Origin of the sequence: Stenotrophomonas sp. SKA14, from assembly GCF_000158575.1 — a bacterium.
Taxonomy (GTDB): Bacteria; Pseudomonadota; Gammaproteobacteria; order Xanthomonadales; family Xanthomonadaceae; genus Stenotrophomonas; species Stenotrophomonas forensis.
Genome location: NZ_DS999412.1, coordinates 3,402,953 through 3,422,703, shown reverse-complemented (window position 1 = coordinate 3,422,703; position 19,751 = coordinate 3,402,953). Strand labels below are relative to the sequence as shown.

General features: G+C 66.5%; 15 protein-coding genes. 13 read left to right on the top strand and 2 right to left on the bottom strand.

Annotated features, from left to right (window positions below):
* Positions 1-139: 139 nt before the first annotated feature.
* From SSKA14_RS15315 to SSKA14_RS15290, 6 genes are all read left to right on the top strand, one after another.
* Complete coding sequence (locus tag SSKA14_RS15315; RefSeq protein ID WP_008268741.1) at positions 140-2,701, top strand: TonB-dependent receptor; 2,562 nt, start codon at positions 140-142, stop codon at positions 2,699-2,701.
* On the top strand, positions 2,701-3,816 hold the full coding sequence (locus SSKA14_RS15310) for a phytase (RefSeq protein WP_008264580.1): 1,116 nt from the start codon (positions 2,701-2,703) through the stop codon (positions 3,814-3,816). Before SSKA14_RS15315 ends, SSKA14_RS15310 begins: the two co-directional genes overlap by 1 nt.
* The gene (locus SSKA14_RS15305; RefSeq protein ID WP_040008009.1) at positions 3,813-5,180 is read left to right on the top strand and encodes a metallophosphoesterase family protein; all 1,368 of its coding nucleotides are present in this window, start codon (positions 3,813-3,815) and stop codon (positions 5,178-5,180) included. Before SSKA14_RS15310 ends, SSKA14_RS15305 begins: the two co-directional genes overlap by 4 nt.
* A 10-nt stretch (positions 5,181-5,190) precedes the next feature.
* On the top strand, positions 5,191-5,805 hold the full coding sequence (locus SSKA14_RS15300; RefSeq protein WP_008267103.1) for an inorganic diphosphatase: 615 nt from the start codon (positions 5,191-5,193) through the stop codon (positions 5,803-5,805).
* A gap of 88 nt (positions 5,806-5,893) precedes the next feature.
* Positions 5,894-7,309: a deoxyribodipyrimidine photo-lyase gene (locus tag SSKA14_RS15295; protein WP_040009733.1), complete on the top strand. Its 1,416-nt coding sequence runs from the start codon at positions 5,894-5,896 to the stop codon at positions 7,307-7,309.
* Positions 7,310-7,449: 140 nt separating this feature from the next.
* Positions 7,450-8,145, top strand: a complete 696-nt coding sequence (locus SSKA14_RS15290; protein ID WP_008267948.1) for an OmpA family lipoprotein — start codon at positions 7,450-7,452, stop codon at positions 8,143-8,145.
* A 627-nt stretch (positions 8,146-8,772) separates the two neighbouring features.
* On the opposite strand, the gene SSKA14_RS15285 is transcribed toward SSKA14_RS15290, so the two are convergent.
* Positions 8,773-9,498 carry an SDR family oxidoreductase gene (locus tag SSKA14_RS15285; protein ID WP_008264799.1) on the bottom strand — a complete coding sequence of 242 codons (726 nt, stop codon included), beginning with the start codon at positions 9,496-9,498 and terminating at the stop codon, positions 8,773-8,775.
* Positions 9,499-9,616: 118 nt separating this feature from the next.
* Here SSKA14_RS15285 and SSKA14_RS15280 point away from each other — a divergent pair, with 118 nt between their 5' ends.
* Positions 9,617-10,507 carry a LysR family transcriptional regulator gene (locus SSKA14_RS15280; RefSeq protein WP_008265354.1) on the top strand — a complete coding sequence of 297 codons (891 nt, stop codon included), beginning with the start codon at positions 9,617-9,619 and terminating at the stop codon, positions 10,505-10,507.
* A gap of 92 nt (positions 10,508-10,599) precedes the next feature.
* Here the strand turns inward: SSKA14_RS15280 and SSKA14_RS15275 are convergent, their stop codons facing one another.
* Positions 10,600-11,631, bottom strand: coding sequence for a LysR family transcriptional regulator (locus tag SSKA14_RS15275; RefSeq protein WP_005416157.1), 1,032 nt, complete (start codon positions 11,629-11,631; stop codon positions 10,600-10,602).
* Positions 11,632-11,778: 147 nt separating this feature from the next.
* On the opposite strand from SSKA14_RS15275, the gene SSKA14_RS15270 reads away from it, so the two are divergent.
* From SSKA14_RS15270 to SSKA14_RS15245, 6 genes are all read left to right on the top strand, one after another.
* Complete coding sequence (locus SSKA14_RS15270; RefSeq protein ID WP_040008006.1) at positions 11,779-12,006, top strand: hypothetical protein; 228 nt, start codon at positions 11,779-11,781, stop codon at positions 12,004-12,006.
* The gene (locus SSKA14_RS15265; RefSeq protein ID WP_008266323.1) at positions 12,003-12,773 is read left to right on the top strand and encodes an SDR family NAD(P)-dependent oxidoreductase; all 771 of its coding nucleotides are present in this window, start codon (positions 12,003-12,005) and stop codon (positions 12,771-12,773) included. The genes SSKA14_RS15270 and SSKA14_RS15265 overlap by 4 nt, the downstream gene beginning before the upstream one ends.
* A gap of 91 nt (positions 12,774-12,864) precedes the next feature.
* Complete coding sequence (locus SSKA14_RS15260; protein WP_040008003.1) at positions 12,865-14,088, top strand: efflux RND transporter periplasmic adaptor subunit; 1,224 nt, start codon at positions 12,865-12,867, stop codon at positions 14,086-14,088.
* A 127-nt stretch (positions 14,089-14,215) separates the two neighbouring features.
* Complete coding sequence (locus tag SSKA14_RS15255) at positions 14,216-17,386, top strand: multidrug efflux RND transporter permease subunit (protein WP_008264501.1); 3,171 nt, start codon at positions 14,216-14,218, stop codon at positions 17,384-17,386.
* 64 nt (positions 17,387-17,450) lie between these two features.
* Positions 17,451-18,188, top strand: coding sequence for an SDR family oxidoreductase (locus tag SSKA14_RS15250; protein ID WP_008265682.1), 738 nt, complete (start codon positions 17,451-17,453; stop codon positions 18,186-18,188).
* Complete coding sequence (locus tag SSKA14_RS15245; RefSeq protein WP_008265700.1) at positions 18,182-19,603, top strand: efflux transporter outer membrane subunit; 1,422 nt, start codon at positions 18,182-18,184, stop codon at positions 19,601-19,603. The genes SSKA14_RS15250 and SSKA14_RS15245 overlap by 7 nt, the downstream gene beginning before the upstream one ends.
* Positions 19,604-19,751 lie beyond the last annotated feature (148 nt).

Sequence of the window (19,751 nt, the reverse complement as noted above, 5' to 3'; positions counted from 1 at the left end):
GGAGAGAGGACGCCATTTTGCCGGATCGGTGGGCCGAACCCAAACCCGCGCTTCGCCAAATGTGCAGATCCATGTCATGGCCATGCAACCTTGCGGACATACCGTGCAGACCCATTCTTAACAGGAATGGGGATTCCCAGTGCATATCAAGACTCCGTTGGCCGTTGCCATCACCCTGACCCTGGCGATGGGGGCCGCAGCACCGCTGCAGGCCGCCGGGCAGCAGGCGGTCGCCGCCACCGGCGCGGTGGCCGCCGACGCGGTCGACCTCGACCGCATCGAAGTGCGTGCGCAGCTCGAATCGCAGATCCGCGCGGTCGACCTCAAGCGCAGCAGCGATGCCATCGAGGACGCCGTGTCCTCCGATGCCCTGGGCCAGTACCCGGACAAGAACGTGGCCGAGTCGCTGCAGCGCCTGCCGGGCGTCAGCGTGACCCGTGACCAGGGCGAAGGCCGTTTCGTGGTCATCCGCGGCCTGGACGCCAACCTCAACAGCGTCAGCGTCGATGGCATCGCCATCGGTACGCCGGAAGATTCCAGCCGCGCTGCGCCGCTGGACGTGATTCCCTCCGATTCCACCGAGCGCCTGCGAGTGGTCAAGTCGCCGACCCCGGACATGCCGGGTGATGCCATCGGTGGCGCGGTGCTGGTGGAATCGGCGTCGGCCTTCGATCGCGACGGCCGCAGCCTGCGCGCCAAGATCGAGGGCAGCCATCAGCAGCTGTCCGGCGAGACCAGCCCGAAGGCCGCTTTCAACTACAGCGAGGTGTTCAACGACACCTTCGGCGTGGCGCTGGGCGTGAACTACCAGAAGCGCAAGTTCGAGTCGGACAACACCGAAGTGGAATACGACGGCGAGGACGATGCCGCGCCTGGCGACGTCACCGCGATCAACCTGCAGCACCGCAAGTACGAGATCGAGCGCAAGCGCATCGGTGCCAACCTCAACCTTGACTGGCGTCCCAACGAAGACAGCAAGTACTACCTGCGCACGCTGTACAGCCAGTTCGATGATGCGGAGACCCGCCAGCGCGTGATCTTCAACTTCGACGACGCGAAGATGGTCAAGACCGGCACCGACCAGTACCGCCTGGATGGCATGCCGAAGGATTCGATCGACAAGCGCATGCGCTACCGCACCAAGAAGGAAAACACCTTTGCGGCAAGCCTGGGCGGCGAGAACAAGCTGACCAATGCCGTGGTCGATTACAAGGTTGGCTACACCCGCACCGAAGAGCGGGTGAACGACGAGATGGAGGCGCGCTTCAAGCTCAACGGCAAGGCCTTCAACGGCACCCTGGACCAGCGCAGCCGCCTGCCCAGCTACAGCTTCGATAACCCGCAGTGGCTGGACAACGGCAACTACGCGTTCGACCGCTTCGTGCTCTCGCCCAAGCAGGTCAATGACAAGGAACACAGCGCGCAGGTCAACGTGCGCTTCGACGGTGACAGCGGCAGCATCAAGATCGGCCTGCTGGGCCGCTGGCGCGACCGTGACGTCAACGTTGATGAGAGCGAGCTGCGCGTCGGCCCGAAGGTGGCGCTGTCGAACTGGACCACCTCTTCGCCTGAGTACCGTCACGGCAACATGGGAGATGGCATGGACTCGGCCGCGATGCGCGCGTTCTGGGCGGCCAATGGCAGCCAGTACAGTGCACGGCCGCAGGATGTCGGCGGCAATGCAATGACCTCGCTGGAAGAAGACTACGTGGCGAGCGAGGACATCTTCGCCAGCTACGCGATGGGCACCTGGGACATCGGCGCATTGCGCATCATCGGCGGCGTGCGCGTGGAAAACACCCAGTTCAAGGCTACCGGCAACCAGGTGGACGTGGCGGCCAATGGCCGCAGCTTCACCGTCACCCCGCGCGTGGCCAACAGCAGCTACACCAACGTGCTGCCGGGCCTGCACCTGCGCTACGACGCCGCGGACGACTGGGTGCTGCGCGCTTCGGCCAACAAGACTGTCTCGCGCCCGTCGTTCGGTGACATTTCGCCGCGCGTGGGCTACAGCCGCGGTGACGAAGAAGTGCGGCTGGGCAATCCGGAGCTGGATCCGTACGAATCGAAGAACATCGATCTGTCCGTCGAGAAGTACATCGGCAGCACCGGCATCGTGTCGCTGGGCCTGTTCCACAAGTCGATCGACGGTTACATCGTGGAAACCGTGCGCACCAATGACCCGGACTATGGCGGCTTCGACGTGACCCAGCCGATCAACGGCCGCAAGGCCACGGTGCGCGGTGCGGAGTTCAACTGGCAGCAGCAGCTGGCGTTCCTGCCGGCCGGCCTGGACGGGTTGCTGGTTGGTGCCAGCGGCACCTGGCTCGACACTACGTTCGATGCTGGCATCAAGGATCGTGCGGGCGAAGACTTCACCCTGCCGCGCGCCTCCAAGCACGTCTACAGCGCACACATCGGCTATGAAAAGTATGGCCTGAGCACGCGACTGGCGGCGGTGTACCGCAGTGAATACCTGGACAGCATCGGCAAGGGCCGTGCCTTCGACATCTATGTGGCGCCCAATACCCAGCTCGACTTCTCGCTGGACTACAAGTTCACCCCGCGCGTAAGCATGTATTTCGAAGCGCAGAACCTGCTGGACAAGCCGCTTGAGCTGTACCAGGGCACGCGCTCGCGCACCCTGCAGATGGAAGAGTATGGCCGCACCTACGCGCTGGGCCTGAAGGTGGCACTGTGATGGGGCGTGGCATCACCGTCCTGGCTGCCGCACTGATGGCCAGCCTGGCGGCTGGCTGTACGCCGGCCACGGGCAATGATCCGGCGGCGCCCGCGACGGCAGCGAAGGCCACCGGCGAGCGTGCGGTGGCCACCATCGCCGAGGCGTTCCTGTCGCCGATGACGCCGGCTGACAACATCGATTCGCCGGCGGCCTGGCGTGCACCGGACGGAGCGCTGTGGCTGATCGCCACCGCCAAGGCCACCGACAAGCTGGTGGTCTACGACGGCAGTACCGGCCAGCATCTGCGTGACGTTGGCAGCAGCGGTACCGCGAAGGGGCAGTTCGACCGCCCAAACGGCATCGCGGTGACCGACGACCTGCTGTGGATCGTGGAGCGCGACAATCACCGCGTGCAGGTGCTGAGCCTGCCGGACTTCACCCCGCTGGCGACGTTCGCTGCGGACGACCTGCGCAAGCCGTACGGCCTGTGGGTCGACCGCCGGGCCGATGGCTACAGCGTCTACGTCACCGACTCCTGGGACAACGGCGAGGATGCGCAGGGGCGTGACATCCTGCCGCCGCTGGCTGAACTGGACAAGCGCGTGCGCCAGTACCACGTGACCCGCGACGGTGCCAAGGTCGAAGCGAAGCTTGTAGCCAGCATCGGTGATACCACCGAGGCCGGTGCGCTGCGCGTGGTCGAATCGATCTGGGGCGACCCCGAGAACGATCGCCTGCTGATTGCCGAAGAGGACGAGAGCTACGCCAGCGAGTTCAAGGTCTACACACTGGCCGGCCGCTTCACCGGCACCACCTTCGGCCGTGACGTGTTCAAGGCACAGGCCGAAGGCGTGACCCTGCGCACCTGTGGCAAGGACGGCTGGTGGATCACCACCGAGCAGGGCAAGCAGCGCAGCGTGTTCCACCTGTTCGATCGTCACACGCTGAAGCCGGTGGGCGCGTTCCAGGGCAACACCGTGGCCAACACCGATGGCATCTGGATGATGCAGCAGCCCAGTGCGCGGTTCCCGCACGGTGCGCTGTATGCGGTGCATGACGACCAGGGCGTGGTGGCGTTCGACTGGGAGAGCATCGCCAAGCAGCTCGCGCTGCCGCTGGAGTGTGGCGCATGAGCGGGCGTCACATGATGCATGGCCTGGCGCTGGGCCTGATGCTGGCGTTGCCGTCGCTGTCGTTCGCGGCGGCCGAGCCGAATACCCAGGTGCCGGCGGGCAGCCGCCACTACGCAGCGACGACGGTGCCGGACCGCATCGTCGCCTCGCCGTCGGCTGATCCCAGCCACGCTTTCGCCGTGGCCTGGCGTACCGATGGCAGCGTGCAGGCGCCACTGCTGGAGATCGCGCTGGCTGCAGATTCGCCGGCCGTCGAGGGCATCCGTCAGGTGCGTGCGACGACGCGCGCACTGCAGACCGAAAACGGGCTGTCGCATCACCATCGTGCCGACATCGGCGGCCTGCAGCCGGATACCCAGTACGTCTACCGCGTGCAGGGCAATGGCAGCTGGAGTGCGTGGAACCAGCTGCGCACGCTGGCGGCCGCCGACCAGCCGCTGACCCTGCTGTACTTCGGTGACACCCAGAACAAGAACGTCAGCCATGTCAGCCGGGTCGTGCGTGCTGCGCAGAAGGCGGCACCGCAGGCGCGCATGAGCCTGTTTGCCGGCGATCTGGTCAGCGGCGGCGACAACATGGACGACAGCGAGTGGGGCGAATGGTTTGCGGCTACCGGCTGGCTGGCGCAGGAAACGCTGGTGGCGCCGGCAATCGGCAACCACGAGTACTTCGAGGAGTTCGAGGACACCCCGCAGGAGCGCCGCGTGCTGGGCAAGCACTGGCCGGTGACCTTCGCGTTGCCGGGCAACGGCGCCAGTGCGGCGCAGCAGACCAGCTACTGGTTCGATGCGCAGGGCGTGCGCGTGGCCGTGGTCGATGGCACCTCGGCACTCGACCTGGGTACGGCCAAGGCGCAGGCGCAGTGGCTGGACAAGGTGCTGACCGGCAATCCGCAGCCGTGGACCCTCGTGCTGCTGCACCAGCCGTTCTACTCGCCGCGCGAAGGCCGCGAGAACGCCGCGTTGCGTGACGTGCTGCTGCCGGTGGTACGCCGCCACAACGTCGATCTGGTGCTGCAGGGGCACGATCACACCTACGGCCGTCGGGGTGAAGGACACGCTGCGACGCCGCAGTACGTGGTGACCGTGGCTGGGCCGAAGCAGTACCGCCTTTCCGACGAAGCACGCAGGACGATGGATCCGGTGGCCGAGGACACCCAGTTGTTCCAGGTCCTGAACGTCGACCCGCAGCGCCTGCGCTATGAAGCGCGCACGGTGACCGGCCGTCTCTACGATGCCTTCGAACTGCAGCGTGACGCCAAGGGTAGCAAGACGCGAACGGAGCTGATCGACGGCCGCATCACGCCGCGCGACTGCCCCCGTTCGCAGACCGCCAAGGGTCGCGCCGACCGTTGCTGGGAATGAGCGCACGCCGATGACCACTCCCTCTCGCATCCTTCCCCTTGCTGCCATCGGTACTGCCCTGCTGTTGCTGGCCAGTGCGGTGACCGCCGCCGATGCCGTGCTGCATCCGTTCCTGGTGGCCCAGCCGAAGCAGGCCCCGCAGGAAGCGAACCTGGCGGTGGAGATCCCTGCCGGCAGCTTCACCAAGTACGAGATCAAGGAAGATGGGCTGGTGCATGTGGACCGCTTCCAGTCGATGCCGGTCGCCTATCCGGCCAACTACGGCTCGATGCCGCGTACCCTGGCCGGTGACAATGACCCGTTGGATGCGCTGGTGCTGACCCGCGAGCCGCTGCATCCGGGCGTGATCGTGCGTTTCCGGCCGATCGGCTACCTGAAGATGATCGATGGCGGCGAGCACGACGAGAAGATCATCGGCGTGCCCACCGACAAGGTCGACCCGACCTACGCCGACATCCGCGACCTGGCCGATCTGCCGGAGATCGAGCGGCAGCGCATCGAGGCGTTCTTCCGGGTCTACAAGGACCTGCCGGCCGGCCGCAACCCGGTCCAGCTCAATGGCTGGGGCAATGCCGCCGAGGCGCGTGCGCTGATCAGCGAGGCGATGCAGCGCTTCAACCGGTAGATCCACGCGATGCGTGGGTGCCCCGCCCACGCATCACCTTCACTGCCGCTGGCTATCATGTGCGCCATCCAGAATGAAGGCGATGCACGTGTCGGTAGCGTTGGTGTGGTTCCGTCGTGATCTGCGGCTGCAGGACAATCCGGCCCTGCAGGCCGCGTTGGAGGCGGGCCACGAGGTGGTGCCGGTCTACATCCACGCGCCGCACGAGGAAGGTGAGTGGGTGCCGGGCGCGGCCTCCGACGCGTGGCGCCACCGTTCGCTGGCGGCGCTGGATGCCGACCTGCGTTCGCGCGGCTCGTCGCTGGTGCTGCGCCACGGCGACAGCCTGGCGACGCTGCAGGCGCTGGTCGAACAGATCGGCGCCGAGGCGGTGTACTGGAACCGCAAGTACGAACCGGCTACCCAACCGCGCGACGCGGAGATCAAGCGCACGCTGCGCGAGCACGGCATCGATGCGCAGAGCTGCAATGGCAGCCTGCTGTTCGAACCCTGGGACATCGCGACCCAGCAGGGCCAACCGTACAAGGTATTCACTCCGTACTGGCGCAACGTACTCAGTCATTGGTGCCTGCCGGCGCTGACGGCCGCACCGAAGGCACTGACAGCACACAAGGCCGACGGCCTGGCGCTGGACGAGCTGCGGCTCGCGCCCACGCTCGACTGGGATAGCGGCTTCTGGCAGCACTGGCGGCCGGGCGAGGCCGGCGCGCTGGAGGCGCTGTCCGTGTTCGAGGACGGTGCGTTGCGCGGCTATCGCGAGCAGCGCGACCTGCCGGATCGCGTCGGAACGTCGCGGATGTCGCCGCACCTGCATTTCGGCGAGATCGCGCCATGGCGCATCGCCCATGCGCTGGAGGGCCTGCGCAGCGCCGGCACCGACGCGGACATCGACGGCTATCTGCGTCAGCTGGGCTGGCGCGATTTCGCCTACCACCTGCTGCACCACTTCCCGAAGACCCCCACCGACAACCTCAACCCGCGCTTTGATCGCTTCCCGTGGGCCACGCCCAGCGTGGCGCAACTGCACGACTGGCAGCGCGGCAACACCGGCGTGCCGATCGTCGATGCCGGCCTGCGCGAGCTGTGGCACACCGGCTACATGCACAACCGGGTGCGCATGATCGTCGCCAGCTACCTGTGCAAGCACCTGCGCGCACACTGGTTGCACGGCGCGCGCTGGTTCTGGGACACCCTGGTCGATGCCGACCTGGCCAACAACACGATGGGCTGGCAGTGGGTGGCCGGAACCGGTGCCGATGCCGCGCCGTACTTCCGCGTGTTCAATCCGGTCACCCAGGCCGAGAAGTTCGATCCACAGGCGCGCTATATCAGCCGCTGGGTTCCCGAGCTGGCGGCACTGCCGGTGAAGGCCCGCTTCGCACCGTGGCAGCATCCACAGTTGCTGGCCGCGCATGCGCCGGGCTATCCGCGCACGCCGCTGGTGGACCTGGCGGTGGGCCGGGACGCCGCGCTGCAGGCCTACCGCCAGTCCGGCGCAGCGTAAAGCGTGAGCTGAGCGATCCGGTCAGATAGCTGAACGCGGCCCTGTCGGCGGGCTGCATCATCATCCCGACATCGCATTTGCCTGTTTATTCTCTTTGCGCCCGCAAGCCGCCGGCCCGACCGGAAACCAAGGAGAACCCCATGATCCGCAACACCACCCGCAACGTCGCACTGGCCCTGATGAGTGCGGCCGTCCTGTCGGCCTGCGCCACCGGCGGCTCCTATGTGCAGAGTGACCAGTACGGCAACCCGACCGAGCAGCAGAATCGCACTGGCCGCAACGCGCTGATCGGTACCGCCATCGGCGTGGCCGCCGGCCTGCTGACCGGCGACAGCGCCACCGAGCGCCGCCAGCATGCGCTGATCGGTGCCGGTATCGGCGCACTCAGTGGCGCCGCTGTCGGCCAGTACCAGGATCGCCAGGAACGCGCACTGCGCGAGCGCACCGCCAACACCGGCATCGATGTGCAACGCCAGGGCGATAACATCATGCTGAACCTGCCGGACGGCATCACCTTCGACTTCGGCAAGGCAACCCTGAAGCCGCAGTTCTATGGTTCGCTCAATGGCGTGGCAGGCACGCTGCGCGACTACAACCAGACCATGATCGAAGTGGTTGGCCACACCGACAGCATCGGCAGTGACGCAGTCAACAACCGCCTGTCGAAGGAGCGTGCCGACTCGGTTGCGCAGTACCTGATCGGCCAGGGCGTGCAGAGCGTGCGCATTGAAACGCTGGGCGCCGGCAAGTCGTACCCGATTGCCGACAACAGCACCGACGCCGGCCGCGCCAAGAACCGCCGCGTCGAGATCCGCGTGATTCCGCTCAAGCAGTAACGCGCAGCGTTACGGTTCCGGCGTAGCCGGAACGAAAATGCCGCCCTTGCAGGCGGCATTTTCCGTAGGTGCCGAGCTTGCTCGGCACACCGACAGCGTTTCCGGTCGCTGCGTTTGCGTGCAGTGCCGACCAAGGTCGGCATTATCGGGAGTCTGCCTGCCGGAACGAAAATGCCGCCCTTGCAGGCGGCATTTTCCGTAGGTGCCGAGCTTGCTCGGCACGCCGATAGCGTTCCCGTTCGCTGCGTTTGCGTGCAGTGCCGACCAAGGTCGGCATCTGCCGGAAGTCTGCCCGCCGGAACGAAAATGCCGCCCTTGCAGGCGGCATTTTCCGTAGGTGCCGAGCTTGCTCGGCACGCCGATAGCGTTCCCGTTCGCTGCGTTTGCGTGCAGTGCCGACCAAGGTCGGCATCTACCGGAAGTCTGCCCGCCGGAACGAAAATGCCGCCCTTGCAGGCGGCATTTTTGTGGGTGCCCAGCGTTGCTCGGCACACCGCATGACCGCGTGCTTTTTTTCGCTTTTGTAGAGTCGAGCCATGCTCGACTGCGTGTATGGAGTCGAGCATGGCTCGACTCTACAGAAGGCGGTCGAGCAAGCTCGACCTCTACCAGAGCGGAATACTAGGCTCACACCGTCGCCGTCGGCCGCACCACGATCTCATTCACGTCCACATCCGCAGGCTGCTCGATCGCAAATCTTACGGCGCGCCCGATCGCATCCGGCTGCAGGGCGATCGCGCGGTAGCCGACCATCATCTCGGCGGCGGCCGGATCGGTGATGCTGTCGGCCAGCTCGCTTTCCACCACGCCAGGATGGATGCAGGTCACCCGCAGTTCGCGGTGCTCCTGGCGCAGGCCGTCGGAAATCGCGCGTACCGCATACTTGGTCGCGCAGTAGACCGCTGCGGTCGGCACCACCGACAGCGCGCCGACCGAGGCGATGTTGATGATCTGGCCGCTGCGCTGGGCGATCATGCCGGGCAGCACGGCAGCGATGCCGTACAGCACGCCACGGATGTTCACGTCGATCATCCGGTCCCACTCCTCCACTTTCAGCGAGCCCATCAGGGACAGTGGCATCACACCGGCATTGTTGACGATCACGTCGATTGCGCCGAAGCGTTGCCGGGCGGCTTCGGCGAAGGTTTCCACCTGCGCGCGCCGGGTCACGTCCAGGGCATGCACGAGCACCTCGGCCCCCTGCTGGCGCAGCTCGTCGGCCAGCGCCTGCAGACGCTCCAGGCGGCGGGCACCCAGTACCAGGCGTGCCCCCGGTTGCGCGAGGGAGCGGGCGATGGCGGCGCCGATGCCGCTGGAGGCGCCGGTGATGAGGATGGTTCGGGAAAGGGCCATGGCGGTGTCTCAGAAGGGTAGGGAGTGCCGGGGTGTGCCCGGTGTTGCCACGGTAGACGGCGCACCTTGTCGCGATAAGATGGCGACTGCTGATCACCTTGTACAGAGTTGCTAACCAATGGCCATCGATCTCAATGCTCTGGGGGTGTTCCAGCGGGTGGCCGACTGTCGCAGCTTCACCGCCGCGGCCGAGCAACTCGGCGTGACCCGTTCGGCGGTCAGCCAGACCATCGCCAAGCTGGAGCAGTCGCTGGGTGTAGCCCTGGTGCTGCGCACGACCCGCAGCGTCAGCCTCACCGATGCCGGGCAGGCGCTGCTGGTGTCGGTCAGCCCTGCGCTGGCGGAACTGGGCGATGCGCTGGAGGCCAGCATGCGCCGGCAGTCCGCCGTGTCCGGACAACTGCGGCTTGCCGTGTCCTCCATTGCCGAGGCGTTCCTGGCCGGCCCGATGCTGGCCGGTTTCGCCGCGCGCTATCCGGCGTTGCAGCTGGACATCACCGTGACCGATGAAGCGTTCGATATCGTCGACGCGGGATTCGATGCAGGCGTGCGTCTGGGCGAGGTCATTGCCCAGGACATGGTCGCGGTGCCGGTATCGGCGCGGCAGCGCCAATTGGTGGTGTGCTCGCCGGGCTATCGTGATGCCCATGCATTGCCGGCGCACCCACGGGAACTGGCCAGCCATCGCTGCATCGGCTGGCGCAGTGCGCCGGGCAGGGCGCCCTATCGCTGGGAGTTCGAAGAGCGGGGCCGTGAGTTCAGTGTCGATGTGCAGCCGGAAATCACCAGCAACGACATGGGGGTGATGGTCAGGCTGGCCTTGGCCGGCGCAGGCCTGGCCATCGGCATGGAAGAGACCTGGCGGCCGTGGCTGCAACGCGGCGAGCTGGTGTCCGTGCTGGACGCGTACTGCCCGCGGTTTGCCGGATTCTTTCTGTACTACCCCAGCCGTCGGCAGGCCGAGCCGAAACTACGTGCGCTGGTCGAGCACGTGCTCTCGGAACTGTAGAGTCGAGCCGTGCTCGACCGCGCCTTTGTAGAGTCGAGCCATGCTCGACTTCCGGAAAACAGTCGAGCATGGCTCGACTCTACAGACGCAGGTCATGCCGCCGAGGCGGCAACCTTCTCCAGGATCCGCTTGCCGCTGCTTTCCAGCGCGGCGTCTTCCTGCGCCTTCTGCTGCTGTGCCAGCTTCGCGCCCGGGCACTGCGCCAGCATGTAGTTGGCGTCGAAGTTGAGCTTCTCGACCAGGAAGTCGACGAACGCACGCACCTTCGGCGAGACCAGGCGGCCACCGGCGAACACGGCGTTGAAGTCCACCTCCGGGCCCGTCCAGCCGGCCAGCACGCGGCGAACCATGCCGGACTCGACGAACGGCTTGGCCATCACGTCGCCGGTCAGCAGCAGGCCCTCGCCGCACACCAGTGCGCCGTTCAGTGCGGACATGTCATTGGCCGTCATCAGCGGCGTGACCGGGAAGTCACGCAGTTCGCCACCGTTCTCGCCCAGCTGCCAGGTGAAGCGCGGCGAGTTGCCGGTGTGGTACGGCTTGCGCATCGCCAGGATGCGGTGGAACTGCAGCTCTTCCGGATGCAGCGGCTCGCCATAGCGTTCGATGTAGGCCGGGCTGGCGAACACCTGCGTGCGCAGGCTGCCGAGTTTGCGCGCGACCAGGTTGGAGTCGGGCAGGGCACCGACGCGCAGTGCAAGATCCGCTTCGCCGGCAATCAGGTCCAGCTTCTCGTTGCCCATGTGCATGTCCAGGCGGATCTCCGGATACTGCGCATGGAACTGGCCCAGCAGCGGGGCGATCCAGGTGATGCCGATCGAATAGGGCACGGTGAAGCGCAGCCAGCCGCGCGGGCCGGACTGCAGCTGGCTCACCGCGCTCTCGGCTTCTTCAAGCTCGCGCGCGATGCGCTGGCAATGCTCGTGGTAGATCGAACCGGCTTCGGTCAGCCCGAGGCGGCGCGTGGTCCGGTGCAGCAGGCGCGCGCCCAGGCGCGTTTCCAGTTCCTGCACTTTGCGGCTGACCGTGGTCTTGGGCAGGCCGAGCGATTTGGCAGCGGCAATGAAGCTGCCTTGCTCGACCACCTTGACGAAGATCAGCGTCTCGTTGAGATCGTGGGACATGGTCGGGGGTCCTGGACGTCGGGGATGGGTCAATCGTGACAGAACGATTGGACCGGGAACGGGATGATTATTCCCCTTAATCAGGACTAATCAAGTAAAGGTTTGAGGTCTATCGTGGCGCCATTCGTTATTTGGAGCCCGTCCGCCATGAGCCTGCGCAACATTCTTGCCCGTCTCCGGAATGCCGGCCAGAACACCCTGGACCTGGCGATGACCGTTGAAGCCCGCCCGAGTTCCTTGGTGCACAAGGATTTCCGGGAGTTTACCGCGCCCATGCGTCAGCAGCGTGGCGGCGTCATGCGCCTGACCCCGCATAAGGGTGACCGGCTGCGTCGAATTGGGACTATCCCGGATTTGGGAGGAAATGTCCCGTGAATGGGATTCTGACGCCCGAAGTCCTGGTCCTCGGCGGCACCGGTGCCGTGGGCCAGGGTGTGGTCGGCGCGCTGCTGGAAGCCGGCAGCCCGGTGCTGGTGGTCGGTCGCGATCCGGGCCGGTTGGCCGCGCTGCGTGAGCAGTTCGCCGATGAGCCGGGCCTGGAGACGCTGCTGGGCTCGCTCAGTGATGACGGCTCGGCGCGCACACTGGCCGAACGCATCGCGCAGCGGCCGCGTCCGTTGGCAGCGATCATCGCTGCGATGGGCGGCCCCTACCGCCGTGGCCGCGTGACCGATCGCAACGGTGACGAGCTGATGGGCGCGATGCAGGCCGACCTGATGCCGCACGTGCATGCGGTGCGCCACCTGCTGCCGCTGTTGCAGGACAACGTGCACGCGCGCCGCTACGTGATGATCGGCAGCCCGGCCAATGCCAAGCCGTGGGCGGGCTACGGCGAGACCTCGATCACCACCGCCGCGCTGCGCATGTATGCGCAGGTGGTGCATCAGGAAGCGCAGGCGCTGGGCGTGCGTGCGCAGATGCTGGAAGTCTGCAGCCCGGTCTGTACCCCGGCCAATGCGGCCAACGCCTGCATCGAGTGGCCGAGTTCGCTGCTGGTCGGCCGCCGCGTGGTCTCGCTGCTCGACGGGTGCCGCGACAACCGCGCCATCGTCCGTTGCGACAGCAGCGATGCCGAATTGCCGCGCGGCCTGCTGCACCTGGAAGTACCCCCGCTCTGGCGCGATACCGCAGGCGTCGCTTGACCTCGACCAAGGTTGAGGTCGCAGTATGCGCCGCCGATTTTCGCAACACCTTTTCATATAGCTGTACCACCCCTCCGTACGGATGCATGCCATGACTTCCCCCAATACCACCCCACATCGTTTCGGCCATCGCATTGCGATGGTCGGCGTGTCGATCCTCGCCGCGGCCGTGCTTGCAGCGTGCAGCGGCGGCCATGCCGAAGAAGCCGGTGCGCCGCCGCCGCCGCAGGTCAGCGCCGCGCCGGTGCTGGTCAAGCAGGTCAGCCAGTGGGACGAGTTCAGCGGCCGCGTCGAAGCGGTGCAGAGCGTTGAACTGCGCCCGCGCGTGTCCGGCTACATCGACAAGGTCAACTATGTCGAAGGCCAGGAAGTGAAGAAGGGCGAAGTGCTCTTCACCATCGACGCACGCAGCTACCAGGCCGAGTACGATCGTGCCGCCGCCGAACTGGCGCGTGCCCGCACCCAGGCCACCCTGGCCCGCAGCGAGTCCGAGCGTGCCAAGCGGCTGTCCGAGCAGCAGGCGATCTCCACCGAGACCGCCGAGCAGCGTCGCGCTGCCGCTGACCAGTCCGGTGCCGCCGTGCAGGCGGCGCAGGCAGCGCTGGACGCTGCCCGCCTCAACCTGGAGTTCACCAAGGTGCGTGCCCCGATCGACGGCCGTGCCGGCCGCGCGATGGTGACCGCGGGCAACCTGGTCACCGCCGGCGACAGCGCCAGCGTGCTGACCACGCTGGTCTCGCTGGATACCGTGTTCGTCTACTTCGATGCCGACGAAAGCACCTTCCTGCGTTACGCACAGATGGCACGCAAGGGTGAGCGCCCGAGCGAGCGTGACAGCGATCTGCCGGTGAAGGTCGGCCTGTCCGGTGAAGAAGGCTACCCGCACTCGGGCAAGGTCGACTTCCTCGACAACCAGGTGGCCCGCAGCACCGGCACCATCCGCGTCCGTGCGCTGCTGGACAATGCCGATCGCCAGTTCACCCCGGGCCTGTTCGCCCGCGTGCAGCTGCTCGGCAGCGGCCAGTTCCAGGCCATGCTGATCGATGACAAGGCCGTGCTGACCGACCAGGACCGCAAGTACGTCTACGTGGTCGACAAGGATGGCAAGGCGCAGCGCCGTGACATCCAGCTCGGCCGTACCGCCGAAGGCCTGCGCATCGTCGAGCACGGGCTGGCTGCCGGTGACAAGGTGATCATCGACGGCGTGCAGAAGGTCTTCATGCCGGGCATGCCGGTGCAGGCCAAGGCGGTGGCGATGCAGCCACAGGCCGCGCCGGCACCGGGCCGCGACGCCACCGCCGCACTGAACCACTGATCCGCCGTCTCCTGATCCGCGTTTCCGCTTAGCTGCCGGCGCCCGCGGCAGCCTTCCCTGTCTTCGTCATATCGGCGAGGGGCAGGGCGGCTGTTGCCCGCCGACGGCATTTCCCAGGAATTCCTCCATGGACTTTTCCCGTTTCTTCATCGACAGGCCGATCTTCGCGGCGGTGCTGTCGATCGTGATCTTCGCCGCAGGCCTGATCACGATCCCAATCCTGCCGATCAGCGAGTACCCCGAAGTGGTGCCGCCGTCGGTGGTGGTGCGCACGGTGTACCCGGGCGCCAACCCCAAGGTCATCGCTGAGACTGTTGCCACGCCGCTTGAAGAGGCGATCAACGGCGTCGAAGGCATGATGTACCTGAAGTCGGTCGCCGGCTCCGATGGCGTGCTGCAGATGACCGTCACCTTCCGCCCGGGCACCGACCCGGACGCGGCGGCGGTGAAGGTGCAGAACCGCGTTGCGCAGGCGCAGGCGCGCTTGCCCGAGGACGTGCGCCGGCAGGGCGTGACCACGCAGAAGCAGTCGCCGACCTTCCTGATGGTGGTGCACCTGACCTCGCCGCAAGGCAAGTACGACACCCTGTACCTGCGCAACTACGCACGCCTGCACGTCAAGGATGCGCTGGCGCGTATTCCGGGCGTGGGTGACGCGCAGATCTTCGGTGGCGGCGACTACGCCATGCGTGCCTGGCTGGACCCGGACAAGGTGGCTTCGCGCGGACTGACCGCCAGTGACGTGGTGCGCGCCATGCGCGAGCAGAACGTGCAGGTCTCGGCCGGCCAGCTCGGCGCCGAACCGCTGCCGGACAGCCAGTTCCTGACCCTGATCAACGCCCAGGGCCGACTGAAGACCGAAAAGGAATTCGGCGACATCGTGCTCAAGAGCGGCGTCGATGGCGAGATCGTGCGCCTGGCCGACGTGGCCCGCCTGGAACTGGGTGCCGGCGACTACACGCTGCGCTCGCAGCTGGACGGCAAGAACGCGGTCGGTATCGGTATCTTCCAGTCGCCGGGTGCCAATGCACTGGAGATCCGTGACCAGGTCATCTCGACGATGGACGAGATGCAGAAGACCATGCCGGCCGACGTGAAGTACGAAGCGGTGTATGACACCACCATCTTCGTGCGTGACTCGATCAAGGCCGTGGTCTCCACGCTGCTGGAAGCCATCGCGCTGGTGGTGCTGGTGGTGATCCTGTTCCTGCAGACCTGGCGTGCCTCGATCATCCCGTTGATCGCGGTGCCGGTGTCGGTGGTCGGTACCTTCGCCGCGCTGTACCTGCTGGGCTTCTCGATCAACACGCTGAGCCTGTTCGGCCTGGTGCTGGCGATCGGCATCGTGGTCGACGATGCGATCGTGGTGGTGGAGAACGTCGAGCGCAACATCGAAGAAGGCCTGTCGCCCACCGCAGCGGCCCACCAGGCCATGCGCGAGGTCTCCGGCCCGATCGTGGCGATCGCGCTGGTGCTGTGTGCCGTGTTCGTGCCGATGGCCTTCCTGTCCGGTGTCACCGGCCAGTTCTACAAGCAGTTCGCGGTCACCATCGCCATCTCCACGGTGATCTCGGCGATCAACTCGCTGACCCTGTCGCCGGCGCTGGCTGCGCGCCTGCTCAAGGCCCACGGCGCGCCGAAGGACGGCCCGAGCCGCCTGATCGACCGCCTGTTCGGCTGGGTGTTCCGTCCGTTCAACCGCTTCTTCAAGTCCAGTTCGGAGAAGTACGAGCGTGGCGTGGCCCGCATCCTCGGCCGTCGTGGCGCGGTGTTCGTGGTCTACGCGATCCTGCTGGTCGGTACCGGCGTGATCTTCAAGCTGGTGCCGCCGGGCTTCATCCCGACCCAGGACAAGCTGTACCTGATCGCCGGTGTGAAGCTGCCGGAAGGCTCCTCGATCGCGCGCACCGATGAAATGCTGCGCAAGGTCGCCAAGATCGCCCAGGAAACCGACGGCGTGGCCCATACCATTTCGTTCCCGGGCCTGAACGCGCTGCAGTTCACCAACACGCCGAACACCGGTGTGGCATTCATTCCGCTCAAGCCGTTCGCCGAGCGTCATGGCCGTACCGCCGCGCAGATCAATGCCGAGATCAACCAGAAGATCGCTGGGCTGCAGGAGGGCTTCGCGTTCGCAATGATGCCGCCGCCGATCCTCGGCCTGGGCAACGGCAACGGCTACCAGATGTTCATCGAGGACCGTGGCAACCTGGGTTACGGCGCACTGCAGAATGCCGTGCAGGCGATGCAGGGTACCGTTGCGCAGACCCCGGGCATGGCGTTCCCGATTTCCAGCTACCAGGCCAACGTGCCGCAGCTGGATGCGGAAGTGGACCGTGTCAAGGCCAAGGCGCAGGGCGTGCAGCTCACCGAGCTGTTCGACACCCTGCAGACCTACCTCGGTTCGGCCTATGTCAACGACTTCAACCAGTTCGGCCGGACCTGGCAGGTGATCGCCCAGGCCGACGGTCCGTTCCGCGAGACGGTCGAGGACATCGGCAAGCTGCGTACCCGCAACGACCGTGGCGAGATGGTGCCGATCGGTTCGATGGTCACCATCAAGCAGACCTTCGGCCCGGACCCGGTGCTGCGCTTCAATGGCTATCCGGCAGCGGACCTGGCCGGTGAAGCCGACCCGCGCCTGCTGTCGTCGGCCGAGGCGATGAACAAGCTGACCGAGATTGCCGGCAAGGTGCTGCCGGTGGGCATGACCACCGAATGGACCGACCTGAGCTACCAGCAGGCGACCCAGGGCAAGGCGGCCTTCATCGTGTTCCCGGTGGCGATCATGCTGGCCTTCCTGGTGCTGGCCGCGCTGTACGAAAGCTGGTCGCTGCCGCTGGCGGTGATCCTGATCGTGCCGATGACCCTGCTGTCGGCGCTGTTCGGTGTGTGGTTGACCGGTGGTGACAACAACGTGTTCGTGCAGGTCGGCCTGGTGGTGCTGATGGGCCTGGCGTGCAAGAACGCGATCCTGATCGTCGAATTCGCCAGAGAGCTGGAGATGGGCGGCAAGGGCATCGTCGAAGCCGCGCTGGAAGCCTGCCGCCTGCGCCTGCGCCCGATCGTGATGACCTCCATCGCGTTCATCGCCGGCACCGTGCCGCTGGTGCTGTCGCACGGTGCAGGCGCCGAAGTGCGCTCGGTGACCGGTATCACCGTGTTCGCCGGCATGCTGGGCGTGACCCTGTTCGGCCTGTTCCTCACCCCGGTGTTCTACGTCGCCCTGCGCAAGTTCGTCACCCGCAACGGCGGTGGCCAGCTGGTGCAGCACGGCGAGCCGACCATCCATCACTGACATGGAACCCCGCCGCCGCCGGTCGCTGGCCGGCGGCGGCTTTCCCCTCACAAGGCATGAATCCATGAACTCCCATCAGAACAAGATCGCGCTGGTTACCGGCGCCACCCGCGGCATCGGTGCCGAGACCGTGCGCCAGCTGGCCCAGGCCGGCGTGCACACGCTGCTGGCCGGCCGCAAGCGCGAGACCGCCGTGGAGCAGGCGCTGAAGCTGCAGGCCGAGGGCCTGCCGGTGGAAGCCATCCAGCTGGACGTGACCGATGCAGCGAGCATCGCCGAGGCGGTCGAGCAGGTGCGCCAGCGCCACGGCCGCCTCGATATCCTGGTCAACAACGCCGGCATCATGATCGAGAACCCGGCGCAGGCCCCCTCGGAACAGTCGCTGGATACCTGGAAGCGCACCTTCGATACCAATGTGTATGCGCTGGTGGCCGTGACCCAGGCGTTCCTGCCGCTGGTCAAGCAGGCCAAGTCCGGTCGCATCGTCAATGTCTCCAGCATGCTCGGCTCGCAGACGCTGCACGCCGACCCGGCGTCGGGCATCTACGACTTCAAGATTCCGGCCTACAACGCCTCCAAGGCGGCGGTGAACAGCTGGACCCTGAGCCTGGCCTACGAACTGCGCAACACCCCGATCAAGGTCAACACCGTGCATCCGGGATACGTGAAGACCGACATGAACGGTGGCAACGGCGAGATCGAAATCAGCGAAGGCGCACGTTCCAGCGTGGAAATGGCGCTGATCGGCGAATCCGGTGCCAGCGGCAGCTTCACCTACCTGGGCGAGGTGCTGCCATGGTGATCCGCACGTTGGCGATGGCCGTCTCCAGCCTGGTGCTGGCGGGCTGTGTCAGCGTCGGCCCGAACTACAAGGCGCCGGTGCAGGAACCGGTCGTCCTGCAGGGCGCACAGCAGCCGGTGTTCACCAGTACGTCGCCGGTGGCCAGCTGGTGGGCGCAGTTCGATGATCCGGTGCTGGAAGAACTGGTGCATGGCGCACTGTCGGACAACCTCGACCTGCGCGTGGCCGTGGCCCGCGTCAGCCAGGCCCGCGCGGTGTTCGTCGAAAGCCGTTTCGACCAGGCCCCGCACATCACTGCAGGCGGCAGCTACGACCGCCGCAAGCAACCCGATCCGCAGCTGGGTGGGCAGCGGGTGTTCAGTGAAAGCTACCAGCTCGGCTTCGACGCCGGCTGGGAGCTGGATCTGTTCGGCCGCAAGCGCCGCGCTGCAGAAGCCGCGCGTGCCGACCTCGATGCCGAGCAGGCCAACCTGGCCGATGCGCAGGTGCTGATCGCCGCCGAGGTAGCGCGCAACTACTTCGAGCTGCGCGGTACGCAGAAGCGCATCGCGGTGGCCCAGCACACCCTGGTCAATCTGCGCGACACGCAGAAGCTGACCGAGGCGCGCTGGGAGCTGGGGGCCGGCAGCGAACTGGACGTGCAGAGCAGCCGTGCCCGCCTGAAGGCGATCGAGGCCGACATCCCGCTGCTGGAAGTGGCCGAGACGCAGTCGCGCAACCGCTTGGCGGTGCTGCTGGGCCAGCGCCCGGAAGTGCTCACCGCGATGCTCGCACCGCACGAGGTGCCGGCGTTCGCCAAGGCCCTTCCGTTGGGCGATACCCGCGAACTGCTGCGTCAGCGTGCCGACGTGCGCGTGGCCGAACGCCGGCTGGCGGCCGCGACCGCACGCGTGGGCGTGGCCACGGCCGATCTGTTCCCGCGGCTGTCGCTGTCCGGTTTCGTGGGCTTCCTGGGTGGCGATGCCAGCGGCCTGGTCAACGGCAACAACAAGGCCTGGTCGCTGACCCCGTCGCTGAGCTGGGCAGCCTTCGACTTCGGCACCGTGCGTGCACGCCTGCGTGCCAGCAAGGCCGAGGCCGAAGGTGTGGCCGCGCAGTATGAGCAGGCGGTGCTGCTGGCGTTGGAAGACACCGAGAACGCACTGACCCGCTACTCCAAGCAGCAGGCGCGGCTGGCGATCGTGGTCGAGCAGGCACAGGCGGCGCGGCGTGCCGAATCGCTGGCGCAGATCCGCTATCGCGAGGGCTCGGAAGACTTCCTGACCCTGCTGGACGCGCAGCGCACGCAGCTGGCCGCCGACGATGCATTGGCTGCGGCCGAGGCAGAGGTGAATGTGAGCGTGGTGGGTGTGTACAAGGCACTGGGCGGCTGGGGGCAGTCGCCGCAGGCGCCCAGCGTGGCGCAGCTGCAGTAACCCCGAGGGGACGGAGGCAGTAGCGTCCGTCCCCTTCCTGATTCAGGGCCAGCGAACGACGGCCCGGAAGGGTGCCGATTCCTTCGGCGATCAGGTGCTGGCCGTCGCCGCTGAATCCCGCAGTTCGGCAACCGGGACCGGGTAGCGC

Excerpts from the sequence above, each read along its gene's own strand:
- SSKA14_RS15290 (WP_008267948.1), top strand. The coding sequence starts at position 7,450 with ATGATCCGCAACACCACCCGCAACGTCGCACTGGCCCTGATGAGTGCG.
- SSKA14_RS15275 (WP_005416157.1), bottom strand. The coding sequence starts at position 11,631 with ATGTCCCACGATCTCAACGAGACGCTGATCTTCGTCAAGGTGGTCGAG.
- SSKA14_RS15255 (WP_008264501.1), top strand. The coding sequence starts at position 14,216 with ATGGACTTTTCCCGTTTCTTCATCGACAGGCCGATCTTCGCGGCGGTG.
- SSKA14_RS15305 (WP_040008009.1), top strand. The coding sequence starts at position 3,813 with ATGAGCGGGCGTCACATGATGCATGGCCTGGCGCTGGGCCTGATGCTG.
- SSKA14_RS15260 (WP_040008003.1), top strand. The coding sequence starts at position 12,865 with ATGACTTCCCCCAATACCACCCCACATCGTTTCGGCCATCGCATTGCG.
- SSKA14_RS15310 (WP_008264580.1), top strand. The coding sequence starts at position 2,701 with ATGGGGCGTGGCATCACCGTCCTGGCTGCCGCACTGATGGCCAGCCTG.
- SSKA14_RS15285 (WP_008264799.1), bottom strand. The coding sequence starts at position 9,498 with ATGGCCCTTTCCCGAACCATCCTCATCACCGGCGCCTCCAGCGGCATC.
- SSKA14_RS15280 (WP_008265354.1), top strand. The coding sequence starts at position 9,617 with ATGGCCATCGATCTCAATGCTCTGGGGGTGTTCCAGCGGGTGGCCGAC.
- SSKA14_RS15250 (WP_008265682.1), top strand. The coding sequence starts at position 17,451 with ATGAACTCCCATCAGAACAAGATCGCGCTGGTTACCGGCGCCACCCGC.
- SSKA14_RS15270 (WP_040008006.1), top strand. The coding sequence starts at position 11,779 with ATGAGCCTGCGCAACATTCTTGCCCGTCTCCGGAATGCCGGCCAGAAC.
- SSKA14_RS15245 (WP_008265700.1), top strand. The coding sequence starts at position 18,182 with ATGGTGATCCGCACGTTGGCGATGGCCGTCTCCAGCCTGGTGCTGGCG.
- SSKA14_RS15300 (WP_008267103.1), top strand. The coding sequence starts at position 5,191 with ATGACCACTCCCTCTCGCATCCTTCCCCTTGCTGCCATCGGTACTGCC.